General features: G+C 41.4%; 17 protein-coding genes. 9 read left to right on the top strand and 8 right to left on the bottom strand.

What is annotated here, in order from left to right:
• Positions 1-66: 66 nt before the first annotated feature.
• Positions 67-879, bottom strand: a complete 813-nt coding sequence (locus B2727_RS01860; RefSeq protein ID WP_004756917.1) for a putative porin — start codon at positions 877-879, stop codon at positions 67-69.
• 409 nt (positions 880-1,288) lie between these two features.
• Between B2727_RS01860 and prfB the strand changes: the two genes are divergently transcribed.
• From prfB to B2727_RS01835, 5 genes are all read left to right on the top strand, one after another.
• Positions 1,289-2,384, top strand: a protein-coding gene (prfB, locus tag B2727_RS01855; protein ID WP_096089470.1) for a peptide chain release factor 2 whose coding sequence is annotated in 2 segments (ribosomal slippage) — positions 1,289-1,360 and positions 1,362-2,384 — 1,095 coding nt in all. Because the reading frame shifts where the segments join, the coding sequence is not laid out codon by codon here.
• A gap of 162 nt (positions 2,385-2,546) precedes the next feature.
• Positions 2,547-2,849: an ArsR/SmtB family transcription factor gene (locus tag B2727_RS01850; protein WP_010590065.1), complete on the top strand. Its 303-nt coding sequence runs from the start codon at positions 2,547-2,549 to the stop codon at positions 2,847-2,849.
• A 27-nt stretch (positions 2,850-2,876) separates the two neighbouring features.
• Positions 2,877-3,941, top strand: coding sequence for an alkene reductase (locus B2727_RS01845; RefSeq protein WP_004803643.1), 1,065 nt, complete (start codon positions 2,877-2,879; stop codon positions 3,939-3,941).
• A 109-nt stretch (positions 3,942-4,050) separates the two neighbouring features.
• A complete protein-coding gene (locus B2727_RS01840; RefSeq protein ID WP_033132696.1) occupies positions 4,051-5,370 on the top strand; it encodes a 3-deoxy-D-manno-octulosonic acid transferase in 1,320 nt (439 codons plus the stop codon).
• Positions 5,367-6,077 carry a 16S rRNA (uracil(1498)-N(3))-methyltransferase gene (locus B2727_RS01835; protein ID WP_033132695.1) on the top strand — a complete coding sequence of 237 codons (711 nt, stop codon included), beginning with the start codon at positions 5,367-5,369 and terminating at the stop codon, positions 6,075-6,077. The genes B2727_RS01840 and B2727_RS01835 overlap by 4 nt, the downstream gene beginning before the upstream one ends.
• Here B2727_RS01835 and B2727_RS01830 read toward each other — a convergent pair.
• Positions 6,066-7,037: a mechanosensitive ion channel family protein gene (locus B2727_RS01830; RefSeq protein ID WP_004803649.1), complete on the bottom strand. Its 972-nt coding sequence runs from the start codon at positions 7,035-7,037 to the stop codon at positions 6,066-6,068. The genes B2727_RS01835 and B2727_RS01830 overlap by 12 nt on opposite strands.
• 131 nt (positions 7,038-7,168) lie before the next feature.
• The gene (locus B2727_RS01825) at positions 7,169-7,732 is read right to left on the bottom strand and encodes a DUF805 domain-containing protein (protein ID WP_004803650.1); all 564 of its coding nucleotides are present in this window, start codon (positions 7,730-7,732) and stop codon (positions 7,169-7,171) included.
• Between the two features lie 337 nt (positions 7,733-8,069).
• On the opposite strand from B2727_RS01825, the gene acs reads away from it, so the two are divergent.
• Positions 8,070-10,013, top strand: coding sequence for an acetate--CoA ligase (gene acs / locus B2727_RS01820; protein WP_033132694.1), 1,944 nt, complete (start codon positions 8,070-8,072; stop codon positions 10,011-10,013).
• A gap of 285 nt (positions 10,014-10,298) precedes the next feature.
• Here the strand turns inward: acs and B2727_RS01815 are convergent, their stop codons facing one another.
• Entirely contained in the window at positions 10,299-10,826 is a 528-nt protein-coding gene (locus B2727_RS01815) for a cysteine hydrolase family protein (protein ID WP_374755503.1), read from the bottom strand.
• A 104-nt stretch (positions 10,827-10,930) separates the two neighbouring features.
• On the opposite strand from B2727_RS01815, the gene B2727_RS01810 reads away from it, so the two are divergent.
• On the top strand, positions 10,931-11,344 hold the full coding sequence (locus tag B2727_RS01810) for an Lrp/AsnC family transcriptional regulator (RefSeq protein ID WP_005317409.1): 414 nt from the start codon (positions 10,931-10,933) through the stop codon (positions 11,342-11,344).
• A 75-nt stretch (positions 11,345-11,419) separates the two neighbouring features.
• Here B2727_RS01810 and sfnG read toward each other — a convergent pair whose 3' ends face one another.
• Both sfnG and msuE read right to left on the bottom strand, forming a co-directional pair.
• A complete protein-coding gene (gene sfnG, locus B2727_RS01805; protein WP_033132693.1) occupies positions 11,420-12,526 on the bottom strand; it encodes a dimethylsulfone monooxygenase SfnG in 1,107 nt (368 codons plus the stop codon).
• A gap of 27 nt (positions 12,527-12,553) precedes the next feature.
• The gene (gene msuE / locus B2727_RS01800) at positions 12,554-13,294 is read right to left on the bottom strand and encodes an FMN reductase (RefSeq protein WP_033132692.1); all 741 of its coding nucleotides are present in this window, start codon (positions 13,292-13,294) and stop codon (positions 12,554-12,556) included.
• Positions 13,295-13,643: 349 nt separating this feature from the next.
• On the opposite strand from msuE, the gene B2727_RS01795 reads away from it, so the two are divergent.
• On the top strand, positions 13,644-14,294 hold the full coding sequence (locus B2727_RS01795) for a response regulator (RefSeq protein ID WP_004657203.1): 651 nt from the start codon (positions 13,644-13,646) through the stop codon (positions 14,292-14,294).
• 120 nt (positions 14,295-14,414) lie between these two features.
• On the opposite strand, the gene omp33-36 is transcribed toward B2727_RS01795, so the two are convergent.
• Positions 14,415-15,356: a porin Omp33-36 gene (omp33-36, locus tag B2727_RS01790; protein WP_264673600.1), complete on the bottom strand. Its 942-nt coding sequence runs from the start codon at positions 15,354-15,356 to the stop codon at positions 14,415-14,417.
• 690 nt (positions 15,357-16,046) lie between these two features.
• On the opposite strand from omp33-36, the gene blaOXA reads away from it, so the two are divergent.
• The gene (gene blaOXA / locus B2727_RS01785; RefSeq protein WP_033132691.1) at positions 16,047-16,883 is read left to right on the top strand and encodes an OXA-286 family carbapenem-hydrolyzing class D beta-lactamase; all 837 of its coding nucleotides are present in this window, start codon (positions 16,047-16,049) and stop codon (positions 16,881-16,883) included.
• Between the two features lie 343 nt (positions 16,884-17,226).
• On the opposite strand, the gene B2727_RS01780 is transcribed toward blaOXA, so the two are convergent.
• Positions 17,227-18,387: a porin gene (locus B2727_RS01780; RefSeq protein WP_033132690.1), complete on the bottom strand. Its 1,161-nt coding sequence runs from the start codon at positions 18,385-18,387 to the stop codon at positions 17,227-17,229.
• Between the last annotated feature and the right edge of the window lie 5 nt (positions 18,388-18,392).

The raw sequence follows: 18,392 nt of genomic DNA, 5'->3' as shown, positions 1-18,392 counted from the left end.
GGGGGCAATAAAAAACGCCCTGAATGATTCAGGGCGTTTCCGATGTTACAAACTTCTGTTCAAGTCTTAGAAGCGGTATGCGCCACGAATACCGAATGAAGTGTAGTCATTATCAATATATGATTTATCGTTACCGAAGCCTACACGACCTTCTAAACTCACTTGTTGGTTGAAGAATTTCTTCGCAGAAATACCCCATTCATTTGAATTGACGATAGTGTCATCATATTTAAGTTTTTGATAATCCACACCAACACTTAAAGTTTTGTCGATGAAGTAATCACCTTTTAACTTCACTTCTTTACTGTCACCAAAAGCAGTATATGCTTCTAGGTTCACATCATTTTGACCAACTTTAGTTACGTACTTGGCACGAAGTGTTGGGCTTGTATCACGATCACCATCTTTTACATCAACAGTTTTCGCACCCGCAGCAACCAATAAACCTGGTGCTGGTAAGTAACCGACTTCTGCTGAGTAATGGTTGATTTTTAATTTGTCTTCGTCAGTTGCATATTTAGAATTTGGTTTGATTTCTTCACGGCCAATATTACCGCTTAAATAGAAATCGCTGTTTGGAACAAAGTATTCAATACCTGCACCATATTGGTTGTTTTTGAATGCATCATCTTTTTCATGCGCGTATTGTGCTTTTACATTGCTCGCACGGTCAAGGAACGCTGCTTCTGCAAGAGGTGCATTACGTGTTTGTACTGGATTAAAATAATATTTGCCGTCTACGCTGAAACGATCACTGTCACCAAAACGATCTTGGTCTTTATAGGTATAAGAACCACCTACCTCAGCTTGATAAGCATGAGCAGTGCCTGTTACTGCGATTGCAGATAAAAGTGCTGATGCAATTGCTAATTTTTTCATGGTTGTTTCCTCATTAAGATTTAAACCAAGTGTTAAACACTGATACATGTTTTGTTACAACTTGAGTCTAGAGTAATTTTCAATATCGTCAATCTTGATAAGGTAATCGAACAGTACGAATGTAATTGACTTGTAATTTTGACATTTTATCTTATTGATATTATTTGATAAAAAATCAATGTTTTGATTTATTAAAACTTAGGAGAGATTGTGTGTTTTAGTGTAATTGGTTTAATTTTTATACAAAAACTAGGGTCGCAGAAATCTGACTAAACATTTCAGGCATAAAATTAAGTAATTTAAAAAATCAATTTTAATAAATAAATGTATTCAAAATGACATGGCTGTGTCGACTAAAACAGTTATGTTAAAATAGCGGATTAAGTGAAAAAGTTGTGAGAAAAGACGCGTGGAAATTAATCCGTATTTAATTCAATTGAAAGACTTATCTGATCGTAGCCAAACACTACGGGGGTATCTTTGACTACGATCTAAAAGCTGAGCGTTTAGAAGAAGTGTTAAGAGAATTAGAAGACCCTGCGATTTGGAATGATCAAAGCCGTGCTCAGGCCATCGCAAAAGAAAAGGGCAGTTTAGAAAACACATTAGGTGTATTTGATCGTCTTGCTGAACAGTTAGATGATGCCAAAGCCATGCTTGATCTTGCGGTTGAAGCGGATGATGAAAGTTTATTGTTGGATGTTCAAGCAGAATTAGACAGTGCTGAACAGGCCTTAGGTAATCTTGAATTCCGCCGTATGTTCAGTAATCCGATGGATCCAAATCCGTGCTTCCTTGAGATTCAATCTGGTTCAGGCGGTACAGAAGCACAGGATTGGGCGTCGATGTTATTGCGTATGTATTTACGCTGGATCGAACGCCATGGCTTTAAAGCTGAATTGATGGAAGTGTCAGATGGTGATGTGGCTGGGATTAAATCAGCAACGATTCGTGTAGATGGTGAGTTTGCCTATGGTTGGTTACGTACCGAAAGTGGCGTACATCGTTTAGTGCGTAAGTCACCATTTGACAGTAATAACAACCGTCATACTTCATTCTCTGCGGTATTTATCTCACCTGAGATTGATGACAATATCGAAATTGATATCAATCCATCTGATGTGCGTACCGATACTTACCGTGCTTCGGGTGCGGGTGGTCAGCATATTAACAAAACCGATTCTGCAGTTCGTTTAACTCACGCACCGACAGGTATTGTGGTGGCATGTCAGAACCAACGTTCACAACATGCCAACCGTGACCATGCGTGGAAGCAATTACGTGCCAAGCTCTATGAATTAGAGATGAGCAAACGTAATGAAGCTGCTCAAGCCTTAGAAGACTCGAAGTCAGATATCGGTTGGGGAAGTCAAATTCGTTCGTATGTGCTCGATGACTCACGTATTAAAGACTTGCGTACAGGTGTGGAAAATTCCAACACCAAAGCAGTGTTAGATGGTGACTTAGATAAATTCATCGAAGCAAGTTTGAAACAAGGTTTATAAGTTTTAATCCAATTAAAACGGCAATCTCGTTCAGCATCGGTCAGTTAATCGAAAAAATATGATATTAATATCGAAAAAAATGGATATTAATATTTGAAAATTTCGATATACTGGATTTAGGTGCTGAACAAAGTGTTGCCGCTTGAGAAACGTGGTGAGTCTATGGATATTGATGTTATAAGCAAAGCCTTAGCCAATCCATTACGTCGACAGATTTTGCAATGGCTAAAAGAGCCTGAGCAATTTCTACCCGTTGAGCAATGTGGTGGTAGTTTTGAACGGGGTGTATGTGCAGGGCACATCGAACGTTTAGGAAAAGTTGCACAATCGACCATGTCGAATCATTTGTCTGTATTGCAACAGGCAGGTTTGATTAAGGTTGAGAAATATGGACAGTGGTCTTATTTCACGCGCAATGAAGCTTTGATTCAGCAATATATCGAACATTTAAAACAAGCACTTTAAATCGAAGAAGTGTAAGTTGAGGCGATCATGGCTGAACTAAATTCTACTTTGCAAGTAGGTGATTTCACGATTAAAAACCGCTTGGTTTTAGCTCCTTTAACGAGAGCGCGTAGTGGTGCGCAGCGTATTCCAAATGATTTGATGGTGGAATATTACCAACAACGTGCCAATGCTGGCCTTATTATTACCGAAGCAACGGTGATTAGCCCTAAAGCAGCGGGATATGCCAATACACCAGGCCTATGGTCGCAAGAACAAGCTCAGGCATGGCATAAAATTGTTGAAGCCGTACACGCACAAGGTTCAAAAATTGTGGTTCAGCTGTGGCATGTCGGTCGTATTTCACATCCAGACTTATTGGATGGTGATACACCTGTGGCGCCAAGTGCGATTCAACCTGCGGGTGAAGTGAGCTTACTTCGTCCAAAGCGTCCTTTTGTGACACCACGTGCGTTATCGCATGAAGAAATTCAGGAAATTGTTGCACAATATAAAAATGCAGCAGAACAGGCCAAAGCCGCTGGGTTTGATGGTGTTGAATTACACGCAGCCAATGGTTATCTGATTGATCAATTCCTGCAAAGCAGCACCAATCATCGTGATGATGAATACGGCGGTGCAATTGAAAACCGTGCGCGTTTATTATTGCAAGTTGTCGATACCTTCATCGAAGTATGGGGTGCTGGTCGAGTGGGTGTACATCTTGCCCCACGCGGTGATTCGCACGATATGGGCGATGAGAATCCATTAGCAACGTTTGGTTATGTGGTTGAGCAATTAGATCAACGCAATATTGGTTTTATTTTCACGCGTGAATATGAAGCTGAAGATAGTGTATTACCAAAACTACGTCCTAAATTTAAAGGGGTGTGGATTGCCAATGAAGGTTTAACGGCGGATTCTGCGAAACGTATTTTGGCGACAGGCCAAGCCGATGCAGTCTCATTTGGTAAACAATATATTGCCAATCCAGATTTGTTTGAACGTTTGCAACATGATTTGCCTTTAAATCCGCTTCAACCACAAACTTTATATGGTGACGGTGCTGAGGGTTATACTGATTATCCTGCCTTTGAGCAGTTAGAAGCTTAATCTGTTTTAAAACTTAAAAAATGACTCATGTGATTTACCAAAATCGCATGAGTTTTTGTTTTAAATTCCGCATAATGAGCTGGAATCACATTGTCAATTATGGTCTCGGATGGCGCAGAACACAGCAGCACAGCAAACACCGTTTTGGTATAACTTTTTACTGGCTTGTATCAAGCCGTTGTACCGCTGGAAAATCAAACAACGGGCTGAAAGTGATGCGCTGTTTCAACAGGAATGTATTGAGCGTTTTGGGCCGTTCCAGCCCCCTAAAAATTTAGGGGCAATTTGGTTCCATGCGGTATCAGTCGGTGAAACCAACGCGGCTCAACCGTTAATAGAACATTATTTAAAATTAGGTCATCCCGTTTTAGTGACCAATACCACCAAGACAGGGCAAGCGCGTGCCAAATCCCTGTTTTTAAAAGCCCCTTATCTCAATTTATTTCAAGCGGTATATTTGCCTGTCGATCAAAAAGCATTATTAAAACGATTTTTTAATCTGTATCAACCGCGACTATTGGCATTGGTTGAAACAGAGATCTGGCCCAATTTAATTGCCCAAGCAAAACAGCAACAGATTCCTTGTATTTTATTGAATGCGCGTCTGTCAGAGAAATCAGCCAAAGGTTATGGCAAGGCTCGTCGTTTAACTCAACCGATGCTGCAACAAATCACTTGGCTATTGGCACAAGATGTGGCAACCCAACAGCGTTATGTTGAATTAGGTTTAGAACAAGCCAAAAGTCAGGTGGTTGGCAATATTAAATTTGATATTTCAGCACCAGAGCAGTATCTGCAACAAGCACAGCAGCTCAAACAGGATTGGCAATTGGCGGATCGTCAGATTATTACTTTAGCCAGTACGCATGCGCCCGAAGAACAAAGTTTACTCAAACAATTGCAGTCACATTTAAATTCAAATCCAGCTTTGCTGTGTATTGTGGTGCCGCGTCATCCTGAACGTTTTGATGAGGTATACCAAGTTTGCCAAAGTTTAAATTTAAAAAATCAACGCCGTAGCCTGCAACAACCGATTCAAGAAGATACCCAAGTCTTCCTTGCTGATAGTATGGGGGAAATGTGGTTATGGTACGCCTTGAGCCAAGCCTGTTTTGTCGGTGGTTCATTGAATGAACCAGGTGGCGGGCATAATATTTTAGAGCCTATGGTCTTGAATGTACCCACCGTCATTGGTCCGCGTTATTTCAACTTTCAAACCATTGTGGATGAGTTTGTGGCTCAACAAGGGATTTTGATTGGAGAGGATGCAGCACAGGTGGGGCAGCAATTATTAGCCTGTTTAGAAGATGATGCTCAGACTCAGCAACTGGTTACGCAGGCTCAGCGGGTTCTACAAACAAATAAAGGCTCACTACAGCAGCATATTCAGTGTCTTGATCACTATTTACAGCAAACAGCATTATCATGAATATTGTTTTACTCGAGCCAGATCAGTGTGTTTCAGAGGATGTATGGCAGATCAGCCAGCCCAGACAATTGCAGCATTTAGCTCAGCACTTACAGCTCAATGTTGGTGATACCTTAAAGGTTGGGATTCGTGCAGGTCAGCGATACTTAACTGAGGTGGTCGCTATCAGCGAAAAATGCATTACAGTTCGGCCAGTTCAAACTGAAGCGGTTCCTGCAAAGCTTCCCGTGCATCTGATTCTAGCCTTGCCACGTCCTAAAGTATTGCGTCGCATCATTATGGATGCGGTGACCTTGGGCGTGGAACGGATTAGCCTGATTCATAGTTATCGAGTGGACAAGAGCTATTGGCAAACGCCGTTTTTACAGCAGCTGAATGATTATGTGACTTTGGGTTTAGAACAGGCAGGCGATACTATTGCACCCGAAATCCAACTCTATAAACGCTTTAAACCTTTTGTGGAAGATGTTTTACCGACGTTGATTAGCGCAGAACAGCCTGCTTATGTGGCACACCCTTATGCTGAACAGCCAATGCCTTATGCGATTCCGCATCCCTGTAGTGTGGTCATCGGTCCAGAAGGTGGTTTTATTCCCTATGAGGTCGATCTACTCATAAAAAACGGCTGCCAAGCGATGAGCTTAGGCAACCGAATTTTGCGAACTGAAACAGCCGTATCGAATATTTTAGGGCGATTATTTGTCTAAAGCATCGCTCAGCTCAGATTGATCACCCCGATAGACTTTGACTTCCTGCACTGGATAAGGAATTGAAATTCCTTTTTCATCAAAAGCAGTCACCACCAATTCTTGGATTTCACTGATAGAGGCTGAGGTGGTGGTTTCAGTGGTATTGACCCACCAGCGTACTGTTAAATTAATTGAGAAGTCTGCCAGTGCGGTAACGTTGACCGAGAAGCCGGGTTGACTCAGTACATTTAAATTACGATCCAGAATATCGAGAATAATCTTCTTGGCTTTTTGCATGTCATCTTCATAGCCAATACCGACCACAAACTCACAACGACGACGTTGATAGGCATTGTTGACTGTGACTGCACTGGTGTACACCGTGGCATTGGGAATTACGATACGGCGGCCATCAGGTGAACGTAAGAAGGTTGCGCGGATTTGAATATCCTCGACGTTTCCTTCCAAGCCATTGACGACAATATCATCACCGATACGAAACGGTTCGCTGATTAAAATCAGAATCCCTGACAATAAGTTCTGGAAGATGTCTTTGAAGGCAAAACCAATCGCAACTGAACCAATCCCCAAGGCACCAATCAATTGACTTGGGGTAAAGCCCGGGATGGCAATCACCAACGCAATCAAGAAGCCAAAGAAGATAATAAAGGTACTACCGACACGATTGAGTACTAGGACTAAATTTTGACGGGTATAGCTGCGATTTTCTAAAGTCTTGCGAATAAAGAGCTTAAACAACTTGGTGAGTAACCAAAAGATAATGAAAACTGTAATCGCGATACCGATATAGGGAATACGCTCCCAAAAGCTGTCCATGATTTTATCAATCGTGGTATAGGCATCGTGGTACTTTTCAGTATGGGCCAAAACCGTTTCAGTGGTCTTGGTGCTGGCTTGATGAATCAGCGCACCTGTATCTTTCGCCACTTCAGTCAATGTTGTTTGTTCGTTTGCCACAGCAATATCTCTATTTCGCAAAGGAAGGAGTAAATAAGGGAAGCAATCATAATGAATTTATTGTCAACACGCATGCAAAATTCAGTCTTTGTTTCCCATGATGATCAAATCAATTCGCTGAATATGGTCGTTTAAAAATATTCGGTCGTATTTTGAATGATTTGGGTTGGGGCTTCCCATAAATCTGGGCTAGCAAAATAATAAGCAAAAATGAATATCGTAAACATCATGAATAGGCTGAGCAGAATCATGAGCCATGCCAGTAATTTTTCCCAGCCACGAGATGGGCGAACATCACCATAGTCATTGCGATGCGGCGTTCCTGGTGCAAGCAAAACATATAAGGTAAATAACAGCTGAAGCACCGGCACCAATAACAGCAAGCATAGCCAGCCAGTCTTATTTAAGTCATGTAAGCGACGAATCAAAAGCACGATTTGTAAATAAAAGGCACCCAACCACACTGCAATCATGGCAAAGACAGACATGCCTGAAAACGCGCTAAATATGGCATCATCAATGTTGCTGCTTGCAAAAATACCAGCAAAGGCAAAGATCAAGATAAATGCAGCCAGACAAGCCAAACTGAGCAAACCGTACCAACCTAAATAGCTGAGACGGTTAAAACGACCCTTAGGAGAAAGTGGATGGTCATTGATTGGTTGTACTTGGGTCGTTATTACAGGGTCAAACATAGTGCATTCCTATTTTTCTGATTATTAAATCTTTTAAGCTTTTGGCAATGATCAAAATAATCACTTATTTTAAAAACAAAAAGCATAGACAAGCAGTTCAAATTTAAATTATTTTGAGTAAATTTTTGAAAATAAATTGATCGTAAAAGCGTCGGCTTTGCTATTTTAGCCTATAACTTAGTCAAGGTCGAAAGATTAAAAGTCCCGACATTTCTACGACCAAAGCCGCATTGTTTGCACTTGTAAATGGTGTCAATACTGCAAGTGAGAACAAAACATACCCGTGTAATAGATGAGAACATCTAAGGTATGAGATAAAAAACCAAGGAAGTGAGCTATGAAAGAAATCTACCCAGTGCCTGATAAATTCAAAGAAACGGCAAGAATCTCTGAAGCAGACTATTTCAAACGTTACCAGCATTCGATTGAGCAACCAGAAGCATTTTGGGCAGAGGAAGCCAACAAGATTGAATGGATCAAACCATTTACACAGGTCAAAAATACCAGTTTTAATCAAGATAATTTCAAAATCGAATGGTTTGCTGATGGTGAGTTGAATGTCTCAGCCAATTGCTTAGATCGACACCTTAAAGATAATCCATTAAAGCCTGCCATTATTTGGGAAGGTGATCACCCTTCGCGTCATAAAATCATTTCATTTTCTGAATTGCATGATGAAGTCTGTCGTTTTGCCAATGTGTTAAAGAAACAAGGTATTCGCAAAGGTGATCGGGTTGTGCTGTATATGCCAATGGTGCCTGAGGCGGCAATTGCCATGCTCGCTTGTGCGCGTATTGGTGCAGTGCATTGTGTGGTGTTTGGTGGTTTTTCACCAGATTCATTGGCTAGTCGTATTGAAGACTGCCAAGCAAAACTGGTGATTACTGCGGATGCTGGCATGCGCGGTGGCAAGTTACTACCACTGAAAGAAAATGTGGATGCAGCTTTAGATATTGATGGCACCAGTAGTGTTGAAAATGTAATTGTGGTACATCGCACGGGTAATCCAATTCAGTTTAATGCGGAACGTGATGTTTGGTATCACCTTGCCATCATGGAGGTAGACGAACACTGTCCACCAGAACCAATGAAAGCAGAAGACCCTTTATTCATTCTGTATACCTCAGGTTCAACTGGTAAACCGAAAGGCGTATTACATACCACAGGTGGTTATCTGGTCTATGTCAACACCACCTTTAGAGAAGTCTTCGATCTACGTGAAGATGATGTGTATTGGTGTACTGCCGATGTCGGCTGGATTACAGGACATAGTTATTTGCTTTACGGTCCGCTGAGTAATGCCACTACCACGGTGATGTTTGAGGGGATTCCACAATACCCAACTTGGGCACGTATCGGTCATGTGATTGATAAGCATAACGTCACCATTCTATATACGGCACCGACTGCGATTCGCGCCATGATGCGTGAAGGTGATGCCTATGTACGTGAGAGTGATCGCAGTAGTTTGCGCCTACTAGGTTCGGTGGGTGAGCCGATCAACCCAGAAGCATGGAATTGGTATCATGAAGTGGTTGGTGAAGGCCGTTGTCCAATCGTGGATACATGGTGGCAAACAGAAACAGGTGGCATTTTAATTTCACCTTTGCCGGGCGCAACTGCCTTAAAACCAGGATCTGCGACACGTCCATTTTTCGGGGTGCAACCCGCCTTGGTGGATGGCGAGGGCAATGAGCTAGAAGGAGCAACCGAAGGCAATCTGGTGATTAAGGATTCTTGGCCGGGTCAAATGCGAACCATTTGGGGTGATCCACAACGTTTTATCGAGGCTTATTTCTCAACCTTTAAAAACTACTATTTCACAGGTGATGGCGCACGTCGAGATGCTGATGGTTACTATTGGATTACGGGTCGTGTCGATGATGTACTCAACGTCTCAGGGCATCGTTTAGGGACGGCCGAGATTGAAAGTGCCTTGGTCTCGCATGTCGCAGTTGCAGAGGCTGCGGTAGTGGGTATGCCGCATGATATTAAAGGACAAGGGATTTGTACTTTTGTCACTTTACAGGCCGATGTGGCTGAATCTGAGGAGCTGCGTAAGGAGTTGGTGAATTGGGTGCGTAAAGTGCTTGGCCCTGTGGCAACTCCAGATGCACTGCATTGGGCACCCGCTTTGCCAAAAACCCGTTCAGGCAAAATCATGCGTCGTATCTTGAGAAAGATTGCTGCCAATGAATTGGATAGTTTAGGAGATACCTCGACCCTTGCTGAACCTGCGGTGGTTGATCATTTGATTGCGACAGTTTATCCAAACCGATAAACCCGATGCAAATGTGAAAAGAGCGTTCGATTGAACGCTCTTTTTTTTATCTGCATTAGAGTTCTTGCATAAGTCATTTTTTAAGCTGTGTTGAATTCGCAATGAAAGTTCCCTCTCCTTTTTAAAGGATAGGGCTAGGGAGAGGATTTATATGAAGAATTCCCCTCATTCTTTTGCAGACTCACAGCCCTCATCTCAAAGGGAGAAGGGACTTTCAATACTAATTATTTACCAATGATTGATCCTTTTTCGGCTTTTGAAAGAGCTCTATTATTTAATGGTGCGCTAAAAAATCTGCGGTGGCACAGTGGCGAAGAAACCCAGTGCAGATAAGAACGCCGTTTGCACGTCTGCTGCTTTGACGATTTTACCCGCATGTTCCAGATCACGGGTTGCAGTGGCGTCTGCGATGACGATGGGTTGGTAGCCAAGCTCTTTGGCTGCACGTGTCCCAGAGTCAATACAGACATGGGTCATCATGCCTGTAATCACTAACTGTTCAACTTGATGCTGTTCAAGGATGGCTTGAAGGTTGGTTTCTAGAAAGCTATTTGGGAAATGCTTTTCGACAATCAGTGATTGATCTGTGACTTTAAGTTGAGGATGTAATTCAACACCCACGGTATTTTCCTGAAAAAAACTGGCTGAGGCAGGATTAATATGCTGAATATAAATAATCGGTAAATTGTTTTGAATAAAATGATCTTCTAATTGGTTGGTTTTCGCCAGAGCGAGGTCTGGATTGACCAATTCCATTTTACCATTTTTAAAATAGTCGTTTTGAACATCAATAATCAGTAAGGCTTGTTTCATTGTTTTTAGGTCCAACATTAAGATAAAACAAGAGTAGGGTGAAACTGAGAAATCGGCTATATTCAAATGAAAGCATTGTTGCTGGTTTTCTTTCGTAATGAAAAATGAATATTGAACTTGATCCCATCGACTTAAAAATTATTGAACTGCTAAAACAAGACTCACGTTTAAGCCATAAAGAAATTGGGCAGCGAGTGCATCGTACTGGGCAGGCGGTGGGTGCTCGTATTGCACAGTTAATGGATGCAGGTATTATCAAAAATTACACCGTCGCGATAAAATACGAACATCAACAATTCATCCAACTGTTTATGAATGATCAGCAAGCTTTTATTGAGGTTGAGCACTTGGTCAAACAATATGAGCAAGTGGATGAGTGTTTTAAAATTCTCGGCAATGCCTGTTATATGATTGTTAGCCACTTTAATCCATCACAATTGAATGAATTTATTGAGCAACTGTCGCAGTGGTGCCGTTATTCGGTTGAAACTGTCATGCGAGAAATTGAGACTCGCTAAAATAAAAAAGCCCCAAGCCGAGCCTTGGGGAGTATTTGCCATGTCTTTTGTTTTTCTTCTTATTTAATACTAAAACTACGCTGATTTTGCTGCGAGATGATGCTCCTGTTGTTGTTCAAGTTGACGGACGAGGGGGAGAACTTTTTCTCCAAAATATTCAACCTCCTCAATGAAATGAAGAAATCCAGAAAGAACCAGATCAACGCCCACATTTTTTAGGGCCACAATGCGTTCCGCAATTTGCTGTGGTGTACCGATCAGATTGGTTTTAAAGCCATCGTTATATTGCACCAAATCATCAAAGGTCGATTTTGCCCAGTTGCCCTCACGCTCAGGGGCTGCTGCACCTGCTTCACGAGTCGCATCACCGAAGGCATTCACCGCTTCGACGTTGGCTTGAGCAATGATTTCATTCAGTACTGCTTTGGCTTCTTCCTCAGTATCACGGGCGATGATAAAGGCATTGACCCCGATCTTGACTTGTCGATTGGCTAACTTTGCTTTGCTGCGGACATCATCAACCTGCTTCTTGATTTCTTCAACGCTATTGCCGTTGGTAAAATACCAGTCAGATACACGCGCGGCCATATCACGTGCTGCACGAGAACTGCCGCCTTGAAATACTTCGATATAAGGTTTTTGCAAAGGTTTTGGTTTAAGCGTGTAATTATGGAATTGGTAATATTTGCCATCAAAGCTGTAATTGTCAGTTGTCCAGATACCTTTGAGGGTACGAATAAATTCTTCTGAGCGAACATAACGTTCATCATGCTCAGGCCAATGTTCACCAATCGCATCAAATTCGCCACGGAACCAGCCGCTGACGACATTAATCGCAATACGCCCTTGGGTAAGGTAGTCAATGGTTGCTAGCTGTTTAGCCGCAAGTACAGGCTTCCAAGGGCCAGGTAGGATTGCTGCAATTACTCGGAGCTTTTCAGTTTTTGCCAAGAGAGCATGGCTGAAACTCACGGATTCATGTTGGTTTTCTGCGCCATAGCCAGCGGTAAAACGGATTTGGGTGAGGGCATATTCAAAGCCGCTTCGTTCCGCTGCTTGTGCGAGGCGCACATTATAGTCATAGCTCCAGTCAGTGCGTTGTTCAATGTTGCTTACAACGAGACCGCCACTCACATTGGGAACCCAGTAGGCAAATTTAATTGCGGATGCTGTTGTTGTCATCGTTGTATCCTCCATAACAGATATGGTTTATGCGACGTTGGTTAAATTCTTGGTTGACTTTGGGTGTAAGCGAGATTCAGCTGCATCAAGATTCGGTACTGCCGCAGATGGTAAGACTTCGGCTTGTTCGATTTGTTTGTTGATGCCGAGATTCTGATTGGCTTGCTCAGTTTTGGCTTTGATGGCCGCTGCACGTTGGCCTTTGGCTGGTGCCCATTCTAAAATTGGTAAGGCACGTGCCACAGCGAGGGTGACGCGATCAGACAATTGTTCGCTTTTTACCGTATATTCAGGAGTGAAATCACGATCAGTGGCATAGACCCCGATCGGTAAGGTTTGTGCTTGGAAGAAACTGAATAAAGGGCGTAATTGATGTTCTAAAACCAGTGCATGACGGTCGCTGCCACCTGAAGCGGCGAGTAAGACCGGTACATCAACCAAAGCTGTTTGCTCAACAAAGTCGAAGAAATGCTTAAATAAACCTGTAAACGAAGCACGATAAACAGGGGTGCCCACAATCAATGCATCTGCGGCTTCAACTGCAGCCAAATCATCTTGTACGCGTTGAGGCAGTTGATTACGATAAATTGCACCACCCAATAAAGGTCCAATTTCACTGAGCTTCACGAAGTGCACTTTAATATTAATTGCTTCAGACAGCTCATCCAGAATTGCCTGAACTAAGCTTTCTGTTTTTGATGGGCTATTTAAACCACCAGATACGGCAACAATATTAAGGGGAGTTGAGAGGGTATTGTGATTGGACATAATAACGGCCTAAAAAATCATTTCGAATTGCTATTTATTTATCTACACCGCATGCCAAACTGTAAAATAAGGAAATGCTGCAAGCTTATCTTTTTTAAAGATATGTCGATAAATCACAATAAATATCAAATTTTAGGTCGTTAATTTTCTGTTTCTATTCAATATTTTTGAATCTGTTTTATGCAAAGATGATTTTAATCAAGTTATATCAATATTTGATTTATTTTGCGGGAAAAGGAAATAAATCGTACCTTGTGCTTGACCTAGCCTTGAATTGAAAATAGGCTTAAGCGGATTGAATTTAAATAAACATCGTACAGTGACGTACTTGCAGATAGCTTAAGCGCTTATGAATATTTTAATTGTAGACGACCATCCTTTATTTAGACATGCTTTGATTCAAGCGGTTCGTTATAGTTTGCCTCAGGCGCAGATCCAAGAGACTGCAGATGTAGATGAATTCTATGCACGTTTAGAACACGGTGCAGAACCTGATTTGGTCCTTCTGGATTTAAATCTACCAGGTGCTTCTGGTTTCTCTGCATTGGTATACGTGCGAGCACAGTATCCAGCGATTCCGATTATTGTGGTTTCCGCACATGAAGAAGTGTCGATTATTCAGCGTGCGATTGCGCATGGTGCAATGGGCTATATTCCGAAATCCTCCCATCCAAGTCATATTGGGGAAGCGATTAAGCATGTTTTAGAAGGTGAGATCTGGTTACCGCCAAACTTACCGACCCATGCGGGCTTTGATCCACGTGCGGCAGATGAAACGGCTTTAGCTGAACGTTTACAATCACTCACGCCACAGCAGTTCCGTGTGTTGATGATGGTGGCAGAAGGTTTATTGAATAAACAAATTGCTTATGAATTAGAAGTATCTGAAGCAACGATTAAGGCGCATGTGACTGCGATTTTCCGTAAACTGGGTGTACAAAATCGGACTCAGGCAGTCTTGGCAATCAGTGCCTTAAATATTGAAGATAAGAAGATGTAAGATTTAAAGATGAGAAATTGAAGTTCTCATTTTATTGAAGATCAGAAAACAAAAAACCAGTTCATCAGAACTGGTTTTTTGTTATGAATGAGATGTTCTATGTAGAACTCAAATCCAATATTAGAAACGGAACTTCGCGTTTAAGCCAACAGTTTGCGTATCTACGTTTGCATGTAATGCATTTGCATTTACATAGCTAGCACCAACAGCAATCGCTGGAGTGATGAAGTAGTTTACGTTCGCGCCCCAAGCAGACTTGATTGGCGAGAAGTTGTCGTTAGTTGGGTTTTTGCTAAAGTTTGCTTCAGCATAAGAAGCACCAACGCTTAACTGAGGAGTTACATAAAGATCAGTTTTCAAACCGTAAGCTTGGTTTTCGCCGTATACAAGGCCAGTTTCAAAACCTAATGCCATGTTTGTACCGTCGATGTTACCTACGTATTTAGTACGTGCAGTTACAACGTCTTGTTTGTCACCAATTGTTGCTGCATCAGCAACAGCGCTGAATACGCCATTTTCAACAGCTTTGTTTGCATCTAAAGCAATTTGGTCAGCAACGCGAGTATAACCTACAGCTACCAAGAAGTTAGGTAAAACCATAGCACCAAGTTCTACAGAGTAGCGGTCGCCATTGTCTTTTTCGCCTTCAAACTTAGTTTGAGAGTGGCTGTATGCAGCACTTGCATAAGCAGGTACATAAGGAGTAGGAAGGTAAACTTCACCTTTTGCACCGAAAGTGTTGTTCTTAACAGTTAATGACTCATCACCGCTTAATTTTGCATAGCTGTAAGCAGCAGAAACATTAGAAGCTTGGTTTAAGAATGCAGCTTCAGCTAAAGGACCTTTAGAAGCATCTACATTTTTGAAGTAGTAAGTACCTTTTACCGCACCAGTATAATCTTGATCATTTAAGTCTTTTGCTTCGATGAATTCAGACTGACCTTGAACTTCTACTTGGTATGCGTGAGCACCGGTCATGGCTAAAACTAAAGCAGTGGCTAAACCGAGTTTTTTCATAATAATTTCCAGCTTTAAAACAAGAAAGAGTAAAGTTGGAGCCATTGTATTGTAACAAAGTATGAAGTCAATGTAATAAATTTGAGCTTCCGATAAATGAACAAATACCGATCATGCGGTGTATAATAAATGAACAATTAAGAAAAACGCTGTCAACCTTTTATAAAATACATATCTAACAAATAGATAAGTTTATTTTTTAACAAGATAAGTGATGTCATAATAATGTCATCCGTAAATATTTCAATTGGTTTATTCAATCATTGTGATCGGTTTTTTCATTTAAGTCATTCTTGTTATTGTCATAATTTTGACGATAAAAGTGTGTATTGAAATATTGTTCTACTGTTTTTATGCGACCTGCTTTGCATAATTTCATATTATTGACTGCGTGTTAATATAAACCAAAAGCATCGAATAAATCTGATTTTTAATGAACAATCAACAAAATCGATTGTAACGATAAACCCGATCTATTTAATCAACTTTACTTTGTGAGAGCCAATTCACATAATACAAAGCAAGGGATATCTAATTTGCATTTAAGTATCTCATAACATTTTCTTTTGAGTTTTTTGATGTTTTTACATCATCGTTTTACTAGCTCGGCTTTCCCCAAGGCTGAGCTTTTTTTTGTCTGTTTTTTTACAAAGTATTGATGAAAATAACACTACAGAACAACGGAGATAAAACACTTATAGTGGCAGATTATTCTACTTTTCCAGCTTTATCATGATGTCGAAAAAATTAAAATGTCTGGCCTTTTTTACAGCCATCTTTTTTGCAATTCCCATGACTGCTTGTCAAAGTTTTAGCCAACAAAAGCAACAGCTCTCGACACAAAAAAATGAGCAGCAGCAGATCTCAAGTTTATTCCAGAGTGCCCAAACCAGTGGTGTTTTGGTGATTTATGATGGTAAGAAAATTCAAAGCTATGGCAATGACGTACATCGTGCAGAACAGCGCTATATTCCTGCCTCAACCTTTAAAATGTTAAACGCCTTGATCGGAATACAGCATCATAAGACCACACCAGATGAAGTGTTTAAATGGGACGGCAAAAAGCGGGCATTTAGCAGTTGGGAAAAAGATTTAACCTTAGCTGAGGCGATGCAGGCATCGGCGGTACCTGTCTATCAAGAATTGGCAAGACGTATTGGCTTGGAACTGATGAGCCGTGAAGTAAAGCGTGTGGGTTATGGTAATAAAAATATCGGGACACAAGTCGATAATTTCTGGTTAGTTGGCCCCTTAAAAATCACTCCCGTAGAAGAAGTTCGCTTTGCCTATGCGCTGGCAAAACAGAAACTGCCCTTTGACCAGCCAACGCAGCAACAAGTCAAAGCGATGTTATTGGTGGATCAGATTCAGGGTACCAAAATCTATGCCAAAAGTGGTTGGGGAATGGATGTCAGCCCGCAAGTGGGATGGTGGACAGGCTGGATTGAACAGCCAAATGGCAAGATCACTGCATTTTCACTCAATATGCAAATGAGCCAGCCTGAGCATGCAGATGCACGTAAGGCGATTGTGTATCAAGCCTTGCAGGAGTTGGGATTGTTAGCCCATTAAATACGCAAAAAAAGACCCAGCTTTTGGGGAAAGCTGGGCTGAGAAAGGATGTTTAGCTTGGGGAGAAAACATCCTAGAGGGTTAGGGGGTTAAATTCTGCAATCTCTATATGCTTAAATTATGTGCTTTGGAAAGTAATTTGTAAAATTGATAATTTATATACTTGGGATAGTTTTTTTCGATTTTTAAATGCATTCAAGCGTGGAAAAGCAAGTGCATAACCCAAGTGAAATATGATTGATATGATTTAAACTAGAAGTTTAGTGGCAAAACGTTTAGATCACTGGTGATGTGTAATGAGACTCAAAACGTTTTGCCCATATGAGTGCATTAAATTTCGTGATTACCACTCGTAGCGTAAGCGAAATAAATGCATGTCAGGCGTATGGTTGCTATCTTGGGTATATAGGCGCTCATAGTCAAAGCCAATACCATGATTGAAACGGATTGCCACGCCAATGCCATGATCGCGTCGAGAGAAATCGTAGCCGCTCCGATATTTTAAATAATTCCCCATCAGATAAGGTTGAATGTATTGCATACCATGATGGTCAAGATCGACATGATAGCCTGCATAATATTCAAGTCCATAAGCCTCCGTGTCTAACAGGTTTTCAACTGATTGGGTGGAGGCCTGATTGAATGCATCAAAATTAGGCAATAGATTTTTGTACCAGCCAGCACCAGTACTGAGCATCCATGTCCCATCAAAATAGAATAGGGCAGTCGCAAGCATGTCTTGAGAGAGCTTAGATGTTGCATGATCAGATTGCAGCTGAGCTTTGTTGTGTTTCCATGAAATCGCCCAGTTTAAGTTTTTATTTAAGTGAATATCGACAGCGGCTTCTTGCCCCGCTTTGCGTTGATAACGGAGCGGATTCAGACTAGTGTGATCTTCAAATAAATAAGCCGCATAAAAATCAATATTTTTCGTTTTTTTCTCATATCTTAAAGTCTTACTGGCCGCTTGAGTCCCATCGAAATAAGCAAAAGGGCTCCATGTTTGTGGTTGCGCCAAGGTACTGTAGTCCCAAAGATCGGTTTTACTCCCGACCACATCGTAATACAGACTATAAATTTTTCCATATTTTAAAGTGCCATAGCGATGGCTCGAGATTCCCGCATAGGCTTGTTCTGTGGTCAGACGCTCATCATTGTTTTGATAATGCCCATCCCAATCTAAAATTTTGGCTGGATTAATAAAATTCTGATAACCCGTAATCAAATGCAGATCATCATTGATTTTATAGTCGGTATTTAGATAAATCCTGCTGGTTGAGCTATAGCCATTGCGACGATATTTCTGTGCTGCATTGGATGGCTGATACTGATCGAAATTCAGGGCTTGCAATCTGAGACTACCAGCACTGGTCAGTTTAAAGTTGTCCTGCGCAGTGAAAATCTGATCCTGATTGATCAATTCAATCTGTGCAAATGCCGAAGAGCAGAGTGCAAAACTCAGGGCAATAAAAACCCGATGGTATTGAAGTTTGAACTTAACCATTTTTA

The sequence above is a fragment of the Acinetobacter sp. UBA991 genome (assembly GCF_002292065.1).
Lineage (GTDB): Bacteria > Pseudomonadota > Gammaproteobacteria > Pseudomonadales > Moraxellaceae > Acinetobacter > Acinetobacter higginsii.
The sequence above is the reverse complement of the archived record's forward strand: the minus strand, read 5'-3'. Positions and strand labels throughout refer to the sequence as shown.

Coding starts and splice junctions, on each gene's coding strand:
- B2727_RS01815 (WP_374755503.1), bottom strand. CDS start 10,826: ATGAAACAAGCCTTACTGATTATTGATGTTCAAAACGACTATTTTAAA.
- omp33-36 (WP_264673600.1), bottom strand. CDS start 15,356: ATGGCTCCAACTTTACTCTTTCTTGTTTTAAAGCTGGAAATTATTATG.
- B2727_RS01860 (WP_004756917.1), bottom strand. CDS start 879: ATGAAAAAATTAGCAATTGCATCAGCACTTTTATCTGCAATCGCAGTA.
- blaOXA (WP_033132691.1), top strand. CDS start 16,047: ATGTCGAAAAAATTAAAATGTCTGGCCTTTTTTACAGCCATCTTTTTT.
- sfnG (WP_033132693.1), bottom strand. CDS start 12,526: ATGACAACAACAGCATCCGCAATTAAATTTGCCTACTGGGTTCCCAAT.
- B2727_RS01780 (WP_033132690.1), bottom strand. CDS start 18,387: ATGGTTAAGTTCAAACTTCAATACCATCGGGTTTTTATTGCCCTGAGT.
- B2727_RS01835 (WP_033132695.1), top strand. CDS start 5,367: ATGAATATTGTTTTACTCGAGCCAGATCAGTGTGTTTCAGAGGATGTA.
- B2727_RS01840 (WP_033132696.1), top strand. CDS start 4,051: ATGGCGCAGAACACAGCAGCACAGCAAACACCGTTTTGGTATAACTTT.
- acs (WP_033132694.1), top strand. CDS start 8,070: ATGAAAGAAATCTACCCAGTGCCTGATAAATTCAAAGAAACGGCAAGA.
- B2727_RS01795 (WP_004657203.1), top strand. CDS start 13,644: ATGAATATTTTAATTGTAGACGACCATCCTTTATTTAGACATGCTTTG.
- msuE (WP_033132692.1), bottom strand. CDS start 13,294: ATGTCCAATCACAATACCCTCTCAACTCCCCTTAATATTGTTGCCGTA.
- B2727_RS01845 (WP_004803643.1), top strand. CDS start 2,877: ATGGCTGAACTAAATTCTACTTTGCAAGTAGGTGATTTCACGATTAAA.
- B2727_RS01850 (WP_010590065.1), top strand. CDS start 2,547: ATGGATATTGATGTTATAAGCAAAGCCTTAGCCAATCCATTACGTCGA.
- B2727_RS01810 (WP_005317409.1), top strand. CDS start 10,931: ATGAATATTGAACTTGATCCCATCGACTTAAAAATTATTGAACTGCTA.
- B2727_RS01825 (WP_004803650.1), bottom strand. CDS start 7,732: ATGTTTGACCCTGTAATAACGACCCAAGTACAACCAATCAATGACCAT.